Consider the following 19105-nt stretch of genomic DNA (forward strand, 5'->3'; position numbering starts at 1 on the left):
CGTGTCGGCGCCGTCCCGTGGGAAAGAGAGGACCTATGACCGAGAACGACACTTTCGCTTTCGATCCTGAGGGCAATGCGGCCAGCGCGCTCGGCTTTTCCGCTGTGGGCGTGCACGCGGGCTTTAGGGCCGACCCGGAGCGTCTCGACATGGCGCTCGTCGTGGCCGACGAGCCCTGTGCGGCGGCGGCCACCTTCACGACCAATGTGTTCTGCGCGGCGCCCGTGCGCGTGTCCCGCGAGCACCTGAACGAAGGAGGCGCCGGATCTCCCGCCTACGGGTGCGCCCGGGCCGTCGTCGTCAACTCTGGCATCGCGAACGCCGCCACGGGCGAGATCGGTTTGGAAAACGCCCGCAAGACCGCCGAGCTCGTCGGTGAGGCCGTGGGCTGCCCGGCCGACGAGGTGCTCGTGGCCTCTACGGGCGTCATCGGCCAGCACCTGCGCCTTGCGCCCTTCGCGGAGGGCGTGCCGGCGGCGCTTGCGGCCATGGCGAAAGTGGCCGACGATCTCGCCGGCCGCGCATCCCAGGGCCTGACGGCGGCCCGCGCCATCATGACCACCGACACCTGCCCCAAGCACGGCTCGGTCAGCTTCTTCGGCGACGGCATCGGATACCCGGGCGTCACCTTCACGGTGGGCGGTATGTGCAAGGGCGCGGGCATGATCATGCCGAACATGGCCACTATGATCGCCGTCATCACCACGGATGTGCCCATCGCGGCGCCCGATCTGTCGCAGGCCCTCACGGCGGCGGTGAACAAGAGCTTCAACAAAGTCACGGTGGACTCCGACACCTCCACCAACGACACCTGCTTCGCCCTGGCATCTGGCGCTGCCGCGCCCGACGGCCCCGCTTTCACGCCCGGCACACCGGCCTTCGACGCCTTCCAGCGCGCCCTCGATCAGCTTGCGACGACGCTCGCCCGCAAGATGGCCGCCGACGGCGAGGGGGCCACGCGCCTCATCACCGTCACCGTGCGTGGGGCCGCCACGGCTGACGACGCCGATGCGGCTGCTCGTACGGTGGCGAATTCGCCGCTCGTGAAGACCGCCGTCTACGGACACGATGCCAACTGGGGCCGTGTTGCCGCCGCCCTCGGACGGTCCGGTGCTCGTTTCAATCAGGAGGACGTGGATATCGATATACTGGGCCTGCCCGTGTGCCGTGCCGGTCTGGTGGTCGATTTCGACGAAGAAGAGGCCCTGCGTCGCTTCGAAGAACCCGAAGTGGCCATCGAGGTGGATCTGCACGCGGGGGAGGAGTCGGCCACGATGTGGACCTGCGACTTCTCGCACGAGTACGTGACGATCAATGGAGACTACCGCTCATGAAATACGCTAACGAAGCTCGCGCCGAGGGCGTACCCGTACGCACCGGCGAGATCCTCTACGAGGCCATGCCATGGCTCAAGCAGGTGACGGGCAAGACCATCGTCATCAAGTACGGCGGCTCGGCCATGGAGAACCCCCAGCTGGCCGCCGAGGTCATGGCCGACATCGTGCTTTTGAAGATCCTGGGCGTGAACCCGGTGCTCGTCCATGGGGGCGGCAAGGCCATCAACCGCGCCTTCGCCAAGTTCGATCTGCCGGTGGAGTTCGTCGATGGCCAGCGCGTCACTACCGACGACGCCATGGATCTTGTGCGCATGGTGCTCACGGGCGAAGTGAACCAGCAGCTGGTGGAGGCCATGAACGCCCATGGCAACATGGGCGTGGGCGTGTCGGGCACCGACGCCGGCATCATCGTGGCCGAGCAGGCCGATCCGCGGCTGGGGCGTGTGGGCAAGATCACGCGCATCAACACGCCGCTCATCGAGGACTTGGTGGCCGACGACTACATTCCCATCATCGCCTCCATCGCCATTGGCGAGGACGGTGGCTGCTACAACGTGAACGCCGACGTTGCTGCCGGCTACATCGCCGCGGCCATCGGCGCCCACAAGATCATCTTCCTCACCGATGTGGACGGCCTCTACGAGAACTACCCCGACCCCGACTCGCTTATCGCCGAGATGTCGCTGGGGGAGGCCGAGGCCATGGTGCGCGGCGACAAGCTGGCCTCGGGCATGATTCCGAAGCTGGCGAGCTGCGTGCGCGCCCTCGATTCCGGCGTCAGCGCGGCCCATATCATCAACGGCACGGTGCCCCATGCGCTTCTGCTGGAAATGCTCACCGACTCCGGCATGGGAACCATGGTGGGCGGCCTCGCTTCCGCCCAGTTCCTGAACGTCTCGCCGGTGAGCAAATTCGCCGCCAAACTCATTGAAAACCGTTAGGAGCATCCCATGACTCTCGCCCGCGAAATGGCTTTGGAATCCGAATACGTGATGGGCACCTTCGCCCGCAAGCCCGTGGAATTCGTCGAAGGCCACGGCATGACGCTCATCGACGATGCCGGCAACGAGTACCTCGATTTCCTCTCCGGCATCGGTGTCTGCAGCCTCGGCCACTGCCACCCCTCCATCGTGCAGGCCGTGAGCGATCAGGCGGCCAAGCTCATCCACGTGAGCAACTACTACTACATCGAGCACCGCGGGGAAGTGGCCCAGCTGCTGTCGAACATGCTGAACGCCTACGTCGATGAGCCGAGCCCCGAGACGTGGAAGACCTTCTTCGCGAACTCCGGCGCCGAGGCCAACGAGTGCGCCATCAAGCTGGCGCGCCTGTACGCCCGTCGCCGCACGGAAGCCGCCGGCAAAGATGCCGAGCTGGCCCCGCGCCTCATCGTCACGCTGGCCAAGAGCTTTCACGGCCGCACCTTGGCGACGCTTGCGGCCACGGCCCAGCCGGCCAAGCAGGAGGCTTTCCAGCCGCTGCCGGCCGGGTTCACGGCCACGCCCATCAACGACGTGGAAGCGCTCGAGCGCCTGTTCGAGACCCAGGGCGACCGCATCTGCGCCGTCATGATCGAGTGCATCCAGGGCGAGAGCGGCGTACATCCCTGCACCGAGGAGTTCGTCGGCGCCATCCGCCGCCTCACCGAAGAGCACGGTGCGCTCATGATCTGCGACGAGGTGCAGAGTGGCATCTTCCGCACGGGGCTGCCCTACGGGTTCCAGAACTTCGGGGTGCTGCCCGACATCGTCACCATGGCCAAGGGCATCGCCTCTGGTGTGGTGGCCGGCGCCTGCGCGGCCAAAAGCTCCATCGCGGCGGCGTTCGCGCCGGGCGATCACGGCACCACCTTCGGCGGCTCGAACATCGCCATGGCCGCGGCCCACGTGACGCTGTCCACGCTGCTCGCCCCAGGTATGGGGGCGCAGATCGAGTCGGTCGGCGCCTACATGCGCGAGCGGCTGGCCCGACTGCCCCACGTGCAGGAGGTGCGCGGCTTCGGCCTTATGAACGGTATCGACCTCACCCATGAGGCGCCGTCGGCTCCCGATGTGGTGGCCGCCGGCCTGGAAGCGGGCCTCGTCCTGAACGCCACCGGCCCCCATACGCTGCGTTTCCTGCCCCCGCTCATCTGCACGGAAGCCGACGTGGACGTGCTGGTTCAGAAGCTGGAGCAGTTGCTGTAAAACGCCATCACATCGAGCCATCATCGAGCGACCCTTGCACAAAAAGCTTGGGTCGCTCTTGTATATAAGCGCACAATTTCCCAGGTAGAATAAGCAAATTTTTGTGCAACTGCACAGCACAGTGCACAATTAAATTGCGCCGTTTCCGCAAAAATTTTGAAATTCGGGGTTGACGACTCATAAATTAGGGCATAATGCCGTCAACCGCACAGCCGAGGGCTTACGGCGCAAGGCGCCAGGGCCCCATAACTCGGACGGCTGCGCGTACTTGAAAGGAATTGTCACGATGCAGGCAGCAGCTCTCATAGCTTCCAAGCACAGCGGAATCGCTGCTGCTGCCCCGTGCCCCCAGTTCCTCGCCACGGCTTACGTCGACCGACGCCGACGTACCTCTTCTCTGCGACGCCGACGCGCGTAGCAGATCTTTTCGCGCGCTCAGCGCACCGCCGCGCGGCCCCGCCCGGGTCCGCCAAAGGCCGTGGCCTCCCGAAGTTCCTCTTCGAAACCTCAAGCACCATCGCGCAGGAACCCTGCGCATCGTCCCAGACGCGACTTCACGCCACGCCTTTCCATCGCAAAGCGAGCCGGGCACCCCATAAGGAAACCCAAAAGCAGCTCCCGACACGAAAGGCAACTCCCATGACTACGACGAACTCATCCCTTCACGACGCCCCGCAGATCTCCGCCAAGCCGGCCCCCGGCGAGAAGGAACGGTGCGTGCTCGCCTACTCCGGCGGCCTCGACACCTCCGTGTGCATCAAATGGCTGCAAGAGGAATACGATCTCGACGTCATCGCCGTCGTGGGCGACCTCGGCCAGGAGCACGAGGGCCTCGAGGCCATCAAGGCCAAGGCGCTCGCCACCGGTGCCATCGGCTGCGCGGTCATCGACATGCGGGAGACCTTCGCCAACGAGTACCTCGCCTGCGCCATGGCCGCCAACGCCATGTACGAGAACAAGTACCCACTCGTGAGCGCGCTCTCGCGGCCGCTCATCGCCAAGCACCTCGTGGCGGTGGCCCATCAGTTCGGCGCCAAGTACGTGGCCCATGGCTGCACGGGCAAGGGCAACGACCAGGTGCGCTTCGAGTCCTCGGTGCTCATGCTGGATCCGGCGCTCACCATCATCGCCCCGGTGCGCAACTGGGATCTCGGCTGCCGGGCCGACGAGATCGAATGGGCGGCGGCCCACGGCGTGCCGGTTAAGGCCACCACCGACAAGCCCTACTCCATCGACGACAACCTGTGGGGCCGGGCCATCGAGTGCGGCGTGCTGGAGGATCCCTGGTGCGAGCCGCCGGCGGATATTTGGACGATGACGTGCGATCCGGCCTGCGCGCCCGACGAGCCCACCTATGTGGAAATCGAGTTCGATCAGGGCGTTCCCTGTGCGCTTGACGGCACTCCGATGAGCTTCCTCGACATCATCTACGCCATGAACGATATCGCCGGCACCAACGGCTACGGCCGCATCGATATGGTGGAGAACCGGCTCGTGGGCGTGAAGAGCCGCGAGTGCTACGAGGTGCCGGGCGGTCTGGCCCTCATCCAGGCTCACAAGGCCCTGGAGGATCTGTGCCTGGAGCGGGGCGTGCTGCACCACAAACTCGCCATCGAGCAGACCTGGGCCGAGCAGGTGTACAACGGCCTGTGGTTCTCGCCGCTGAAGGAGGCCTTCGACGCCTTCCTCGCCCACACCCAGCAATGCGTGTCCGGCACGGTGAAGCTGAAGTTCTTCAAGGGTTCCTGCACCGTGGTGGGACGCAAGAGCACCTACTCGCTGTATGATTTCGGCCTGGCCACCTACGATGCCGACGACGCTTTCGACCATCAGGCCGCCAAGGGCTTCATCGACATCCACGGCCTGTCCTGCAAGGTGTGGGCGAAAAACCGGCTCGCCACGGGCGCGCGCATGCCCTCCTACGACGACGTGAACCTCGCGAACACCGCTTACGGCAAGATGAGCGCCGTGGTGGAGGAAGCCGAGGAGATTCTGGAAGGCGCCGACGCCGTCACGGCCTAGGGACGCTCAACGAGCACGACAACGAGGGGAGCGGGCGGTCTTGAGGGGCGCCCGCCTGGCTTACCGATTTACCGAGGAGACACTATGGCACTGTGGTCTGGAAGATTCACCGAAGGCGCCGATGCCTTTACCCAGCGCTTCGGGGCGTCGCTGCCCGTGGATCAGCGACTCTACGTCGAGGACATCGCCGGCTCTATCGCCCATGCTAACATGCTGGCCGCCCAGGGCATCATCGCGACCGCCGATGCCGAAGCCATTGCAGAAGGGCTCCAGGGCATTCTGGCCGACATCACCTCCGGCGCGCTCACGTTCGACGTGATGGAAAGCGAGGACATCCACATGGCCATCGAGGCGGAGCTGACCCGCCGCGTGGGGGATGCCGGGGCTCGGCTGCACACGGGCCGCTCGCGCAACGACCAGGTGGCCACGGACACGCGCCTGTACGCCAAGCGTCGCGCCGGCGAGCTCATGGCCGCCAACGTCGCCCTGCGCGAGGCGCTCATCGCCCAGGCCGAAGCGAACTTCGACGTCATCCTGCCGGGCTACACGCACCTGCAGCATGCCCAGCCGGTGCTGTTCTCGCACCATATGCTCGCCTACGTGCAGATGCTCGCCCGCGACTACGATCGTCTCGCCGCCGCCCGCAATGCCGCTGACGCGTGCCCCTTGGGAGCTGCCGCGTTGGCCGGAACCACCTACCCGCTCGACCGCTTCGCCACCGCAGAGGCGCTCGGCTTCGACCATCCCATCCCGAACTCGCTCGATGCTGTGTCCGACCGCGACTTTCTGCTCGACCTCATCTACGCCTGTAGCGTGTCGTGTTTGCACCTGTCGCGTTTGTGCGAGGAGATCGTGCTGTGGTCGTCGGCGGAGTTCGGCTTCATCACGCTGTCGGACGCCTACTCCACCGGCTCCTCCATCATGCCCCAGAAGAAGAACCCCGATTTCGCGGAGCTCATCCGCGGCAAGTCGGGCCGGGTCGTGGGCGATCTGGTGGCCCTCATGATGACGCTGAAGTCGCTGCCGCTCGCCTACAACAAGGATCTTCAGGAGGACAAGGAGGGCGCCATGGACGCCGCCGACACCCTGGAGGACTGCTACGTATGCGCTGCCGGCATGATCGCCACCATGACGGTGAACGCCGACGCCATGGCCACCCAGGCGAAGAAGGGATATCTGGCCGCGACGGATGTGGCCGACTACCTGGCCAAGAAGGGCCTGCCCTTCCGTCGGGCCCACGAGATCGTGGGGCATCTGGTGCTCACCTGCGAGCAGCGCGGCTGCGATTTGGAAGACCTCACGCTGGACGATTTCAAGGCGGAGAGCGATCTTTTCGAATCCGATATCGTGGAATGCCTGAACCTGCCCGCCATCGTCGCCGCCCGCACCACCTTCGGCGGCACGGCCCCCGAAGCGGTGCGCGTGCAGCTGGCGGCCGCCAAGGCGCAACTCGTCGGTTTTGGAGCTTAGTTTATTGCCAAAGCGCGTTTAAGCGTAGTTTGGTAAATCGAGAATTCTGCTGTATCCCGCTGCGGCACAAGCGACTCCGCTTGCGCCGCAGCTTTCTCTATGCTGTCTTTCGATTTGGGCTTTGCTATAATCGAGCCACCACAACCGCAAGTGACATGCTTGCATACAACTTCAGAGCTGCGGTACAGCTGCATCGAAAACCAGGGCAGGAGAGCATCTGCCATTCAAGGTTTTCGTGCGGTTTGCCCGTTCTGAAGTCCTTGCGGTTGTGGTGACTGCGGTGGATGCTCTCCTCTTTCGCGCGTTCGCTCGCAGTGAGTCAAAGAGGATGTGGCTTACGTGTCGAGTTGGCCGTCATCTAGCTTTCGAGACGCAACGACGGAAAGGACGATCGCGTGTTTGGCAAAGATGATTCGAAGAAGGCCGTTGCAACAAGATTGGCTTTCGCTGTGGTTTTCGCTTTGGCCTTGCTGGGGTGTGCGGGCTGCGCTCAGGTGACAGGAGGTGCGTACGATTCTCCATCGACCCCGGAGTCTGCACAGACAGATGCGCAAAAATCTACTGAAAGTGCTCAAGACGCTGAGAGCGTTAGCGATGACGAGGGGGAAGAAAAATCTTCTGCTGCTGAGTTGCCGGCAGAAGAGGTCGAGGTTATTACCGGAGATAATGAGCTTGACGCTAAGCTGAGCGCGATTAAAAGCGAGACAGAAGCAGCCTCGTCCGATCTCGAAAGCAGGTTCAGCGAGATTAATACTGCGGTTGGTGACACTTACCAGGGGTATGCAGACAATTCGAGCCAAGTTCAAGATGCTTACGATTTTGCTTTGCAGCGTTCGGAAGCTCTGTATGAGTCAATCCTTGCTGGTATGACGGACTATTATGCTCTTGTCCGAGAAAAAGGGCTGGACGATTATAAGACTTGGTCAAGAGCCATGGAGGATGGCTATGGGGTGTGGGACGATGCCATGAAAGACTATTACGAGGCGTGGGACCGACTGCTCAAAGACTCGTACGAGCAGTATGATGGGGCCATCAACTCTGGTTATGAGACGGAGGAATACAAAGTTGTTTCAGATACATGGACTGACATGTATCGTGCTTACGATGACTCGTGGACCGATCAATATCGTGCCTATGACGACAACTGGAGCAAGTTGTATCGTCTGTATGACGACTCGTGGAGCGAAATGTACAGGGATTCCGTTGGCTAACGTTTGCCAGAGATTTGTCGTGGAGCCCGTTACCTCGTATGTCTGGTGAAAGCGCTCCGGCGAAAGAGACTTGTCTACGAACGAAGACGCGAATAGCTAGTTGCAAATAAGATACTCGTGATTATAATAATCGTGAGTATCTTATTTTGCTGTAAGGAGTGCCGTTGTTCGTCGGACGTGAAAACGAGTTGGAGACGCTTGAGCGGGCCTATGATGCTGATGTCTTCCAGATGGTGGTGGTGTATGGACGACGTCGTGTGGGCAAGACGACCCTGCTAACTCATTTCGCCCAGGACAAGCCGACGCTTTTCTTCACGGCTCAGCAGCAGACTGACGCGGATAACCTGGCTGATTTCAGTGTCGAGATTGCGCAGTTTTTCTCGCTGCCGCCGGGAACAAGGTTCGACGGTTGGGATGGTGCTCTGCAGTTTCTCGCGGAGCAGGCTCGGCGAGAACCGTTCCTTTTCGTATTCGACGAGTTTCCCTATGCTGCTGAGGCTAATCCGTCGCTGGTTTCGAAAATGCAAATCGCCATAGACCATCATTTCGCTCAAACGAAGGCGTGTCTTGCGCTATGCGGAAGTGATCAGGGATTCATGGAGAGCGAGGTGCTGGGCAAAAAGAGCCCCTTGCACGGCCGCCGCACGGCGCAGATTCGTGTGCGGCCCTTCGACTATTTAACGTCAGCGCGCATGGTTCCAACGGTAAGCGCAGAAGACGCTTTTCGGTACTACGCCTGCGTGGGCGGGGTGCCCTATTATCTGGCGCAGATTGATGAAAGTCGGCCGTTCCTCGACAACATCGCCGATCTGTTTTTTTCGACTGACGGATTGCTCTATGAAGAGCCTCTTATGCTGTTGCGACAGGAGTTGCGCGAACCGGCTGTGTACAACTCGATTCTTCGCGCCATAGGCTCGGGGGCAACGCGGCGCGGCGAGATTGCTGCTCGCGCGGGACTTGAGGCGACGGCGGTGTCGAAGTACTTGGCAACTCTAGAACGCCTTGACATCATCGAGCGCGTCGTCCCTTTTGGAGAGAACCCTCAAACTTCGCGCAAAGGACTCTACCGTTTCGCCGATGCCTGCTACGACTTTTGGTATACCTTTGTCATGCCGGCAGTTGGAGACATCGAGGGAGGTGCCGGTCGTATTGTCGCTGAGGGGCTTTCCGACGAAGTACTCGGAACCTACCTCGGTCATCGGTTTGAACGCGTGTGCTCCCAATGGCTTCTCGAAGAGTCCCTGGCGGGACGCCTTCCGATACGGGCCTCGTCATTCGGGCAATGGTGGGGAACCGATCCGGCGCTTCGCCAGCAGGATGACGTCGATGTCGTGGCCGCAGACCGCGCCAGCAAAACGGCCTTAATAGGGGAGTGCAAGTGGCGCAACTCGTTCGACGAGACGGAAGTGCTGGAGAAGCTGCACCACCGCGCCGATCTCGTCAAGGGCTACCGCATCGAATTCTTCTACTTGTTCTCGAAGAACCCTCTTTCGACGGCCACCTTGCGAAAGATGAAGGCGTCTGGCGACGAATTTTCGGTAACGCTGGATGACTTGTATCGGCATCGATAAGGGCAGAATGGGAAGCCCCTCGTCCTCTGCGCATTTCCTGGTGGCGGCTCCATCTTATGAACCCTCCATAACTCATTGGTAAAATGGCCAGACCTATAACTGATGGAGGTTAATTCGTGGGTTCTCGCGCAATGAAGGGCCGTAAGGGCACGAAAGTAAAGAATAAGAAGGTCATCGTTTTGTCGGTGCTGGGCGTGTTCGTCGCCTTTCTCGCGGCGGGCGTGTTCGGCGTGGTGACGCTGTGCAACTCCTGGCTGGAGGATCTGCCCGACTACCAGAACGCCGACGCTTACAACACGGCGCAGCCAACCATGGTTTACGCATCGGACGGCACGACGCTGCTCGCCGAGTTCCAGCTGGAGAATCGCGACCCGGTGGCTCTCGACCAGATTAGCGAGTACGTGCTGAAGGGCACCGTCGCCACCGAGGACGAGCGCTTCTACACCCACTCCGGCGTCGATTACCTCGGTGTGGCCCGCGCGCTCGTGAACAACCTCATGGGCGGCGAGCTGGAGGGCGCCTCCACCATCACTCAGCAGTTCGTGCGCAACACGATTCTTTCCGACGAGATGCGCGACATCTCCTTCAAGCGCAAGATCCGCGAGATGTACATTTCCCAGAAGCTGGAAGAGCAGTACTCCAAAGACGAGATCCTGCTCATGTACCTGAACACTATCAACTACGGTTCCGGTGCCTACGGTATCGAGGCCGCCGCCGAGCGCTACTTCTCCAAGGACGCGAAGGACCTCACGTTGAACGAGGCGGCCACGCTCGTGGGCATTCCCCAGTCGCCCACCTACAATAACCCCATCGATTATCCGGACAACTGCCTGAAGCGCCGCAACACCGTGCTCGACCGCATGGTGTCCAACGGGGTTATCACGGCGGAGGAGGCCGACGCGGTGAAGGCCGAGCCCATCGAGCTGAACCCCTCCGAGCCCTCCATGACGGGCATTCTGGCCTACCCCTACTTCACGAGCTACGTGCGCAACCAGCTGACCAACCCCGAGGGCAAGTACGCCTATTCCACCTCCGAGCTGTTCAAGGGCGGGTTGAAGGTGATCACGACGCTGGATATCGAGGCCCAGACCGCCGCCGAAGAGGCTGCGGCCGAAAAGGAAGAGGAGGCCGGCGATCCCTTCGAGGTGGCCATGGCCGTTGTGAACCCCGAGAACGGCTACATCGACGCGCTGGTGGGCGGTCGCGATTACGAGAGCTCCCAGGTGAACATGGCCACGGGCGAGGGCGGCGCGGGCCGTCAGGCCGGATCGTCGTTCAAGCTGTTCACGCTTTTGGCGGCTATCAACGAGGGCATCGACCCGGAAACGCTCATCGATGCTGGCTACAAGGTTGATTTGGAGGGCGGCGAGCCTGTCTACAACAACGATAAGGCCGATTACGGCACGCGCACCATCAAGAGCGCTTTCGGCGTGTCGTCGAACACGGCGTTTATTCGCTTGCTTCTCTCCGTGGGCGTCGATAAGGTGATCGAGATGGCCCACGCCATGGGTATCACCTCCGATTTGCCGGCGGTGGCGGGCCTTACCCTGGGCATCGGTTCGGTCACGCCGCTCGAAATGGCTGACGCCTATGCCACGGTGGCCAACGGCGGCGTCCACTACGATCCGGAGTGCATCATCTCCATCGAGGACAAGAACGGCAACGTTATCGTGGACAACACCGACCCCACGGGCGAGCGGGTGTTCTCTCGCGAAGTGGCTCGGGCGGCGCTCGACTGCATGGAAGTGGTCATCGACAACGGCACTGGCAAGGCGGCTCGTCCCGATAACGGCCAGGAGGCCGGAGGCAAGACCGGTACCACCGACGACAAGAAGGACAGCTGGTTCTGCGGTGTGACCCCGCAGTACGCCGTGGCCATCTGGCTGGGTGACCGCTCCGACTATTCCGAGGCCCAGGCGACGACTACGACGGCGGCCAGCGTCTTCGGCGATTTCATCGACAAGATGATCTCCCCGACGCAGACGGTGAAGTTCTTCGAGGCAGATAAGCCCGAGTACAAGAAGGATTACCGCGACGAGGACAACCATATCGGCGGCTACTACTCTTCCAAGAAAAAGAAAGACGACACCGAGGTGACCACGAAGCAGGATGATGAGGAGACGCCCGAGGGCGACGGCGACGAGAACGGCGGCAACGAAGGCGGAGAGGGCAACGAGGGCGGCGGCAACGCCGAGCCGACACCGACACCGACGCCGGAGCCTACCCCGGAGCCCGAGCCAACGCCGGAGCCGACGCCGGAGCCGACGCCCGACCCAGCCCCGGACGACGGTGGCGGCGAGGGTGCCTAAAGCAGCGTAGCCGCGACATAATTGTTGCGATACCGTGACGGCGGTACGGGCCCGGGGGTGCGGACTGCTATCATAGCGAATGAGAAACCAAAGCCTCGCTCGACGAGGCTGCCCTGAGCAAGCAACCGGTGCCTCAAGGTACCGAAGACGGGAGAAATCATGAGGAAACGTACCATCGCGCGGGTTTTGGCTGTGGCCCTTGGCGCGGCTTTGGCCCTCGGCGCTCTTGCCGGTTGCCAGTCGCCGGCCACTGGAGCCACCGACCAGCAGCAGGCCAATCGCACCTACATGACCAAGGTCAACCAGGCGGTGGAGGAGCTGAACACGCGCCTCGGCGAATTCGACGAGGCGGTGGCTCAGGAGAGCGTCGTCAATATGCGCAACAAGGCCAACAGCGCCTTCGAGGCCATTGACGCTCTGGCGGCCATCGATACGCCGGACGCCATGAAAGACCTGCAGACGAACTACGTCGACGGCTGCAACAAGCTGAAGGATGCCCTGAACAGCTACATCGATTTGTACACGGAGATCAGCAGCGCAACCGAGGAGGCGCCCTTCGACTTCAGCGCCTACGACGGGCGCGTGAAGGAAATCCAAGACGCCTACAACGAGGGCATCGACAAACTGAAGGCCGCCGACGAAGAGGCTTTGAAGCTGAATGAAGACTAATCAAGTAGAACTGCTGGCGCCGGCCGGCAATATGGCGGCGCTGCATGCGGCGGTGGCTGGCGGGGCCGATGCGGTGTATCTGGGGTTTGAGACCTTCAATGCGCGGCGCGGGGCCGACAACTTCACCCTGGAGACGCTGCGGGAGGCCTGCGACTTCGCGCATCTGCGCGGGGTTTCCGTCTACGTCACCATGAACACCATCATCCTGCCCGACGAGGTAGGGGAGGCCTTGGAATGCGTGCGCCAGGCTTACCGCGCCGGAGCCGACGGCTTCATCGTACAGGACATCGGCCTGGCTGCGGAGATCTCCCGCACGCTCCCCGAAGCGTCGCTGCACCTTTCCACGCAGATGAACACCCACAACCTCGCCGGCGTGCGCGCGGCGGCCCGCTTAGGGGCCGAGCGCATTACGCTCGCCCGTGAGGTGTCGCTGGACGAGATCGCCCTTCTGTGCGCGGCGGCGGCCGAAGAGGGGATGGAAGTGGAGGTGTTCGCCCACGGCGCATTGTGCGTGTGCTACTCGGGCCAGTGCTTCATGTCCTCCATGATCGGCGGCCGCTCGGCCAACCGGGGGATGTGCGCTCAAGCGTGCCGGCTTCCCTATGAGCTGCAGAACAAGGCTCTGCAGAAGAGCCTTCCCTCGCCGGGCGATCACTTGCTTTCGCCCCAGGATCTGTGCACGGTGGATCGCGTGGACGACCTCGTGGCCGCCGGCGTGGCGTCGCTTAAAATCGAGGGCCGCATGAAGTCGCCCGAGTACGTCTTCGCCGTGACCTCCGTCTATCGTAAAGCTCTCGATGCTGCTTTGGCGAAGGAGAACGCGGCTATCACCGATGCCGATCGCGACCGCCTCACCGATGCCTTCTCCCGCGGTTTCACCACGGCTTATCTGGACGGCAAGCGCGGCAACGATATCATGAGTTACCAGCGTCCCAACAACCGCGGCCTGTTCCTCGGCCGCGTCGACGAGGTGCGCGATGGCGCCGCCTATTTGAAGAGCGCCCATGCTCTGACAGAAGGCGACGTCCTGGAGTTCTGGACGCGCAAGGGCAACGGCACGCTGACGCTGGGGCCGGTGCGCACCGACAAGAAGGGCCGCTACCATTTGCCGCTGGAAGGCAAGACGCGCACGGTGAAGGCCGGCGACCGCGTTTTCCGCGTCCGCAGTGCCGAGGCCGCCTTCGAAGACGACGCCCGTGAGCCCCGCGTGCCCCTCGTCGGCACCGCCACCCTCCACATCGGCGAGCCTCTTCGCATGGAGTTCCACCCCGCAGCCGAGGCCGATATCGAAGGCGCTCCCCGCACCACCCTCGCCGTTGCCCGTCGCCTGCAAGCTGCCTTCCCCGATGGGGTTTCCGGTGTCGCCGAAGGCGCGCCCGTAGAGGCGGCTCGCACCCGCGCCGTCTCCTTCGACGACGTCGCCGCCCACATCGACCGCCTTGGCAACACGCCCTACCAGCTGGTGAACCTCACCATCGATATGGACGACGGCGTCGGCATCGGCTTCTCGGCCCTGCATGGCGTGCGCGCGGCGGCGCTGGACGTCCTCACCGAGGCGCTTACCGCCGAGGGCCACGGGCGCACCCTGCCCCGCACTACTCCGCGCGAGCCTCTGCCCGCAGCGCGTCCCACCGGCTGCCGCGTGGCCGTCACGGTCACGAACCCCGCTTGCGCTCGCGCCGCCAAGCGCGCCGGCGCGCACATCATCTATGTGCCGGCTCTGAACTACCGGCGCGGCGAGGCGGTTATCGCCGGCCAGAAGAACGCCGCTGCCGAGCAGGCCGGCTACCCCAAGGGCTGCATTCCCATCATGCCTGTGGCCGATCACGAGGCCGTTGGCGGCGCGCGCGAAGCGGTCGTCGATGCCGACGTGTGGAAGTATGCTGCCGAGGGCAAGCCGCTTCTGGCCGAAAGCCTCGGTGCTATGGAACGGGCTTCCGAAGAGGGGGCGCTGCTCGATGTCGGCTCCCATGTGCCCATTACCAACCAGCTCTCCCTGGCCGTCGCCAGCGAGTTCGGTGCCGCGCGCGTGTGGCTCTCGCCGGAGCTCACGCTGCGGCAAATCGAAGAGGTTGCCAAAGATGCCCCGGTGGAACTGGGCGTGCTGCTCATCGGCGCCCAGGAGCTCATGGTCACCGAGCACTGCATGCTCATGAGCCAGGGCCCGTGCGACGAGAACTGCGCCGAATGCCCGCGTCGCAAGAGCCCCCATGTGCTGAAGGATCGCAAGGGCTACGAGTTCCCGGTCGTCACCGACGCCATGGGCCGCAGCCACCTCTACAACGCGGTGGAACTGGATATCGCCTCGTCGATGCCCGAGTTGCTCGCGGCCGGCATCTCCTCCTATATGGTGGACGCCACCCTCATGAACGCTGAGGAGACGGCCCACGCCGTGGGGCGCGCCATTCGCGCCCTGCACGTGGCCCAAAACGACGGCAACGCCATCGCGAAGATGCCCAACACCACCTCCGGCCACCTCTACCGCGGCGTCTCGTAGCGGCTGTGCTAGAATTTCCAGCACTTGTATAAAGGTATCGCGATATTAAAGAAAAGCGGAGGCATCATGCTTACTCCTGAGGAACAACTGCACATTATCAAATCCGGTACGGCGCAGATCGTGCCCGAATCGGCGCTCCTGGAGAAGCTCAAGCGCGGCGTGCCGCTGAACGTGAAGCTCGGCGTCGACCCGACGGCCCCCGATATCCATCTGGGCCATGCGGTGCCCCTGCGCAAGCTGCGCCAGTTCCAGGATCTGGGGCATCAAGTGACGCTCATCATCGGCGACGGCACGGCGCTCATCGGCGACCCGTCCGGGCGCAACACCACGCGCCCGCAGCTCTCGCGCGAAAAGATCCAGGAGAACGCGCAGACCTACGTTGACCAGGCGTTCAAGATCCTCGATCCCGAGAAGACCGTGCTGCGCTACAACTCCGAGTGGATTCTCGATTTGAACATGGAGTCGCTGCTGAAGCTTCTCGCGAACTTCACCGTGGCTCGCATCTTAGAGCGCGACGACTTCCACAACCGCTACACGTCGGGCCAGTCCATCAGCCTGCACGAGTTCCTCTACCCGGTCATGCAGGCCTACGACTCCGTGGTCATCAAGGCCGATGTGGAGCTCGGGGGCACCGACCAGCTGTTCAACCTGCTCGCCGGTCGCGAGCTCATGGAGAAGATGGGCATGGAGCCCCAGGTCTGCCTCACGCTGCCACTGCTTGAGGGCACTGATGGCGTGAAGAAGATGTCGAAGAGCTACGGCAACTACATTGGCCTGACCGACGAGCCGGCCAATATGTTCGGGAAGGTCATGTCCATCCCCGACGAGCTCATGGTGAAGTACTACCGCCTTGCCTCCACCGAGGCCGTGGACGAAATCGATCGCATCGAGGCCGGCCTTGCCGCCGACGAGCTGCATCCCAACAAGGTGAAGCGCGCGCTCGCCCGCAACATCGTGGCCGCCTACTACGACGATGTTGCCGCCGAGGCCGCCGAGGCCGACTTCGACCTCAAGTTCAAGGAGCACGGCTTCCCGGCCGACGCCCCCGTCTTCGCGCCCGATCTGACGCCGGATGAGAACGGCCTGGTATATGTGGCGAAGATTCTGGTAGATGCCGGCGTGGCTGGCACCGCCTCCGAGGCGCGTCGCCTTATCGACGGCGGCGGCGTGAAGGTCAACGGCGAGGCGCTTGCCCCCAAAGCCTACAACGTGGCTCCCGAGGTTCTCGCCGGCGCCGAGGTGCAGGTGGGGAAGAAGAAGTTCGTGCGCTTCGAGTAGCTTTTGAGGCCGGCGTAAGTGTGCTGAGGTTTGCCGGCTGAGTGCCAGCGGCGTTTTCCGCTTAGAGGAGTTTTTTCCAGAAATGAAAAAAGTTGCAAGGATTCGCGTGGCTGAATCGTGTTACTTGCAGAGACGGAAGAAAACTCAAGGAGGAACCTGAATTATGAAGAAGTCTACCTTCGTTGTTGTCGTGGTGCTCGCGTTGGCGCTTTGCGTGCCGGCGGTGGCTTTCGCCGCCCTTTCCCCGTCGTCGCCGATGGCGATCGGCTCCCGTTCGGCTGCGGCGACGTGTCCGAATTACGCCGACCGCAATGCCAACGGTGCGTGCGACCGGCATGAGAATGGTGCGTGCCCCGGCTACGCTGATGCCGACGGCGATGGCGTCTGCGACAACTACCAAGACGGCGCGTGCTCTGGGTATGTGGATGCCGACGGCGACGGCATATGCGACAACTGCGCCGGTGCTGGAGCGAACTGCCCGGGCTACGTGGATGCCGACGGTGATGGCGTCTGCGACAACTACGGCAGCGGGAACGGCCAGGGTCATGGCCATGGCCGTCACCATGGCGGCGGTCACGGCTGCGCTCGCTAAACAAACCCTGCGAGTGCGTGAGATCTGCCCCTGACATAGAAGAGACTATGGCGCGTCATGGCGATACCGTGTGGCGCGTTTGCCTTACGGCGCTTTGTCGCCATGCGGATGCCGAGGACGCGTTCCAGAATTCATTTCTAAAATACGCACTCGCAGATGATGTTCAGTTTCGTGAAGAGGAACATCGCAAGGCGTGGTTGATTCGCGTTGCTTCGAACACGTGCCGCGATATGCGGCGGGCGGCTGCGAGTAAGAATGTGCCGCTTGATGAGACCTCATTCGAATCGCTCGCGTCCCGCGATGAGGAGGCTCAGCCCGATTCGCGTGTGAAAGAAGTGCTCGATGCCATGAGCGACCTCGATGACCCTCCCCGCACTCCCGTGTATCTTGCCCTGTACGAGGGCTACACGGCTCCGGAGATCGCCTCGATGCTCGACGTCCCCGTGAATACCGTGTATTCCTGGATTGCCCGCGGCAAAAAGACGCTGAAGGAGGCCCTCTCATGACCAATCTTGAGCAGCGTATCCGTGAGGCCTACGATGCTCAGCATGCTTCCGAGGCGCTCCGCGGACGCACGCTGGCCCTTCTCGAGGAAGAGCGGAAGAGGCGGCCGGATGCTCCTTCTGTTGAGGTGCATCGCGCCTCCCTGCGGCGTCGCCCGCGAGCACGTGTCGTCACTGCTTGGGCCGCATGCCTTTTGCTCGCGCTGGCCCTTGTCGGTGCCTATGGCGTGTATCGTGCGCCGTCTGCTTTCGTGGACATTGAGGTGAATCCCTCTCTTGAGCTTACGGTTAATACGTTCGGTATCGTGATTGAAGCCGAAGCGCTCAATGATGATGGCGCTGTCGTGCTCGGCGCTGTTGATATGCTGAATCGCCCTTACGGCGACGTCATCGGCGCGCTGCTGTCGAGTGACGCATTCGGCTCTTATGCTGAGAAAGATGCGTTTATTGACGTCAACGTGGTTTCTGAGAACAATCGCTTGGGGGAGAGCCTTGTTGCTCAAAGCGACGAGGCGCTGTCCTCTGCATCCTGTGAACATGCTTGTCGCCGTGCCGATAGCGCCACTCGCGATGCGGCAGCTGCGGCGGGTTTGGGCGTTGGTCGCTATCAGGCTGCCCAAGAGCTGATGAGCCTCGATCCCTCATACACGCTCGAGGAGTGTGCTTCTATGACTATGCGTCAGCTGCGTGATCGCATCGACGCATGCCACAGCGGCCAGGAGGGCGATTCCTACGAGGGCCACGGACATGGCCAAGGGGCTGGTAAGGGATATGGTCACGGCCGCCATGGCAATTAAACGAGGCGACGCATAACGTATTGCGACGGAGTTTCGGCCGTCTCAGGGGCCATTCGTGCGGATGAAAGATTTTTCAAATTCCCCCTTGCGCGAAATCCCGGGAGCTGTATCATATGCGAGCTGCCTTTTTCGGAAGTGCGGAAGGCGGCGCCCCCGGCGGTCCGGGCGGCCCGTCGAGCGGGAAAGCGAAGTTGTCGAGATTTCGTGAACCGCTTGACGGGGGATGCGAGTCCCTGTAAAGTATTTCCTTGCGCCGCTCGCGAGGGCGGCGGGGCGGGAAGCCTCCCGCGGAACCTTGACAACCGGATACTGAGGATGGAATTCGAGAGACGGAACAAACGTCTTCTCGGATGTCAGACGGACATTCGAGAGAGCAAGCTTTAACTTTTTCCCTGTCAGGGGCCCTAAGGCCCCGACGGAGAGTTTTCAAACAGAATCACACTCACATGATCTGTCGGCGCCTCCGGGCGCTGTTCGAACGGAGAGTTTGATCCTGGCTCAGGATGAACGCTGGCGGCGTGCTTAACACATGCAAGTCGAACGATTAAGACGGCTTCGGCCGTGTATAGAGTGGCGAACGGGTGAGTAACACGTGACCAACCTGCCCCGCGCTCCGGGACAACCGCTGGAAACGGCGGCTAATACCGGATGCTCCGGGGAGGC

Annotated in this window: 14 protein-coding genes and 1 rRNA gene; all 15 read left to right on the plus strand. The window is 62.4% G+C overall.

Annotated features, from left to right (window positions below):
• The first annotated feature begins 35 nt into the window (after nt 1-35).
• Nucleotides 36-1334 carry a bifunctional glutamate N-acetyltransferase/amino-acid acetyltransferase ArgJ gene (argJ, locus tag ACYVRU_RS05785; protein ID WP_461185825.1) on the plus strand — a complete coding sequence of 433 codons (1299 nt, stop codon included), beginning with the start codon at nt 36-38 and terminating at the stop codon, nt 1332-1334.
• Entirely contained in the window at nt 1331-2278 is a 948-nt protein-coding gene (argB, locus tag ACYVRU_RS05790; RefSeq protein ID WP_022738946.1) for an acetylglutamate kinase, read from the plus strand. The genes argJ and argB overlap by 4 nt, the downstream gene beginning before the upstream one ends.
• Nucleotides 2279-2287: 9 nt before the next feature.
• Nucleotides 2288-3523, plus strand: coding sequence for an aminotransferase class III-fold pyridoxal phosphate-dependent enzyme (locus tag ACYVRU_RS05795; protein WP_022738949.1), 1236 nt, complete (start codon nt 2288-2290; stop codon nt 3521-3523).
• 639 nt (nt 3524-4162) lie between these two features.
• Nucleotides 4163-5545, plus strand: coding sequence for an argininosuccinate synthase (locus ACYVRU_RS05800; protein ID WP_022738953.1), 1383 nt, complete (start codon nt 4163-4165; stop codon nt 5543-5545).
• Nucleotides 5546-5629: 84 nt separating this feature from the next.
• The gene (gene argH, locus ACYVRU_RS05805; protein WP_157012658.1) at nt 5630-7015 is read left to right on the plus strand and encodes an argininosuccinate lyase; all 1386 of its coding nucleotides are present in this window, start codon (nt 5630-5632) and stop codon (nt 7013-7015) included.
• Nucleotides 7016-7410: 395 nt separating this feature from the next.
• Complete coding sequence (locus ACYVRU_RS05810; RefSeq protein ID WP_114538823.1) at nt 7411-8226, plus strand: hypothetical protein; 816 nt, start codon at nt 7411-7413, stop codon at nt 8224-8226.
• Nucleotides 8227-8390: 164 nt separating this feature from the next.
• A complete protein-coding gene (locus ACYVRU_RS05815; protein WP_157012657.1) occupies nt 8391-9797 on the plus strand; it encodes an ATP-binding protein in 1407 nt (468 codons plus the stop codon).
• A 116-nt stretch (nt 9798-9913) separates the two neighbouring features.
• Nucleotides 9914-12106, plus strand: a complete 2193-nt coding sequence (locus tag ACYVRU_RS05820; RefSeq protein ID WP_147272666.1) for a transglycosylase domain-containing protein — start codon at nt 9914-9916, stop codon at nt 12104-12106.
• A 159-nt stretch (nt 12107-12265) separates the two neighbouring features.
• On the plus strand, nt 12266-12775 hold the full coding sequence (locus ACYVRU_RS05825; RefSeq protein ID WP_147270606.1) for a bacterioferritin-associated ferredoxin: 510 nt from the start codon (nt 12266-12268) through the stop codon (nt 12773-12775).
• Nucleotides 12765-15272 carry a U32 family peptidase gene (locus ACYVRU_RS05830; RefSeq protein WP_114538827.1) on the plus strand — a complete coding sequence of 836 codons (2508 nt, stop codon included), beginning with the start codon at nt 12765-12767 and terminating at the stop codon, nt 15270-15272. Before ACYVRU_RS05825 ends, ACYVRU_RS05830 begins: the two co-directional genes overlap by 11 nt.
• 66 nt (nt 15273-15338) lie before the next feature.
• Nucleotides 15339-16550 carry a tyrosine--tRNA ligase gene (gene tyrS / locus ACYVRU_RS05835; RefSeq protein ID WP_461185826.1) on the plus strand — a complete coding sequence of 404 codons (1212 nt, stop codon included), beginning with the start codon at nt 15339-15341 and terminating at the stop codon, nt 16548-16550.
• A gap of 163 nt (nt 16551-16713) precedes the next feature.
• Nucleotides 16714-17142, plus strand: coding sequence for a hypothetical protein (locus ACYVRU_RS05840; RefSeq protein WP_302148433.1), 429 nt, complete (start codon nt 16714-16716; stop codon nt 17140-17142).
• 47 nt (nt 17143-17189) lie between these two features.
• Nucleotides 17190-17648 (plus strand): RNA polymerase sigma factor, encoded by a 459-nt coding sequence (locus ACYVRU_RS05845; RefSeq protein WP_022738980.1) that lies wholly within the window; start codon nt 17190-17192, stop codon nt 17646-17648.
• Nucleotides 17645-18442 carry an anti-sigma-I factor RsgI family protein gene (locus ACYVRU_RS05850; RefSeq protein ID WP_302148432.1) on the plus strand — a complete coding sequence of 266 codons (798 nt, stop codon included), beginning with the start codon at nt 17645-17647 and terminating at the stop codon, nt 18440-18442. Before ACYVRU_RS05845 ends, ACYVRU_RS05850 begins: the two co-directional genes overlap by 4 nt.
• 475 nt (nt 18443-18917) lie before the next feature.
• Nucleotides 18918-19105 (plus strand): 16S ribosomal RNA (locus tag ACYVRU_RS05855); the annotation flags it as partial.

This window comes from Adlercreutzia sp. CNCM I-6216 (assembly GCF_977113345.1).

Bases quoted from the DNA above. Each gene is read 5' to 3' on its own strand.
- ACYVRU_RS05830 (WP_114538827.1), top strand. From the start codon at position 12,765: ATGAAGACTAATCAAGTAGAACTGCTGGCGCCGGCCGGCAATATGGCG.
- ACYVRU_RS05845 (WP_022738980.1), top strand. From the start codon at position 17,190: ATGGCGCGTCATGGCGATACCGTGTGGCGCGTTTGCCTTACGGCGCTT.
- ACYVRU_RS05825 (WP_147270606.1), top strand. From the start codon at position 12,266: ATGAGGAAACGTACCATCGCGCGGGTTTTGGCTGTGGCCCTTGGCGCG.
- ACYVRU_RS05795 (WP_022738949.1), top strand. From the start codon at position 2,288: ATGACTCTCGCCCGCGAAATGGCTTTGGAATCCGAATACGTGATGGGC.
- argB (WP_022738946.1), top strand. From the start codon at position 1,331: ATGAAATACGCTAACGAAGCTCGCGCCGAGGGCGTACCCGTACGCACC.
- tyrS (WP_461185826.1), top strand. From the start codon at position 15,339: ATGCTTACTCCTGAGGAACAACTGCACATTATCAAATCCGGTACGGCG.
- ACYVRU_RS05850 (WP_302148432.1), top strand. From the start codon at position 17,645: ATGACCAATCTTGAGCAGCGTATCCGTGAGGCCTACGATGCTCAGCAT.
- argH (WP_157012658.1), top strand. From the start codon at position 5,630: ATGGCACTGTGGTCTGGAAGATTCACCGAAGGCGCCGATGCCTTTACC.
- ACYVRU_RS05800 (WP_022738953.1), top strand. From the start codon at position 4,163: ATGACTACGACGAACTCATCCCTTCACGACGCCCCGCAGATCTCCGCC.
- ACYVRU_RS05840 (WP_302148433.1), top strand. From the start codon at position 16,714: ATGAAGAAGTCTACCTTCGTTGTTGTCGTGGTGCTCGCGTTGGCGCTT.
- argJ (WP_461185825.1), top strand. From the start codon at position 36: ATGACCGAGAACGACACTTTCGCTTTCGATCCTGAGGGCAATGCGGCC.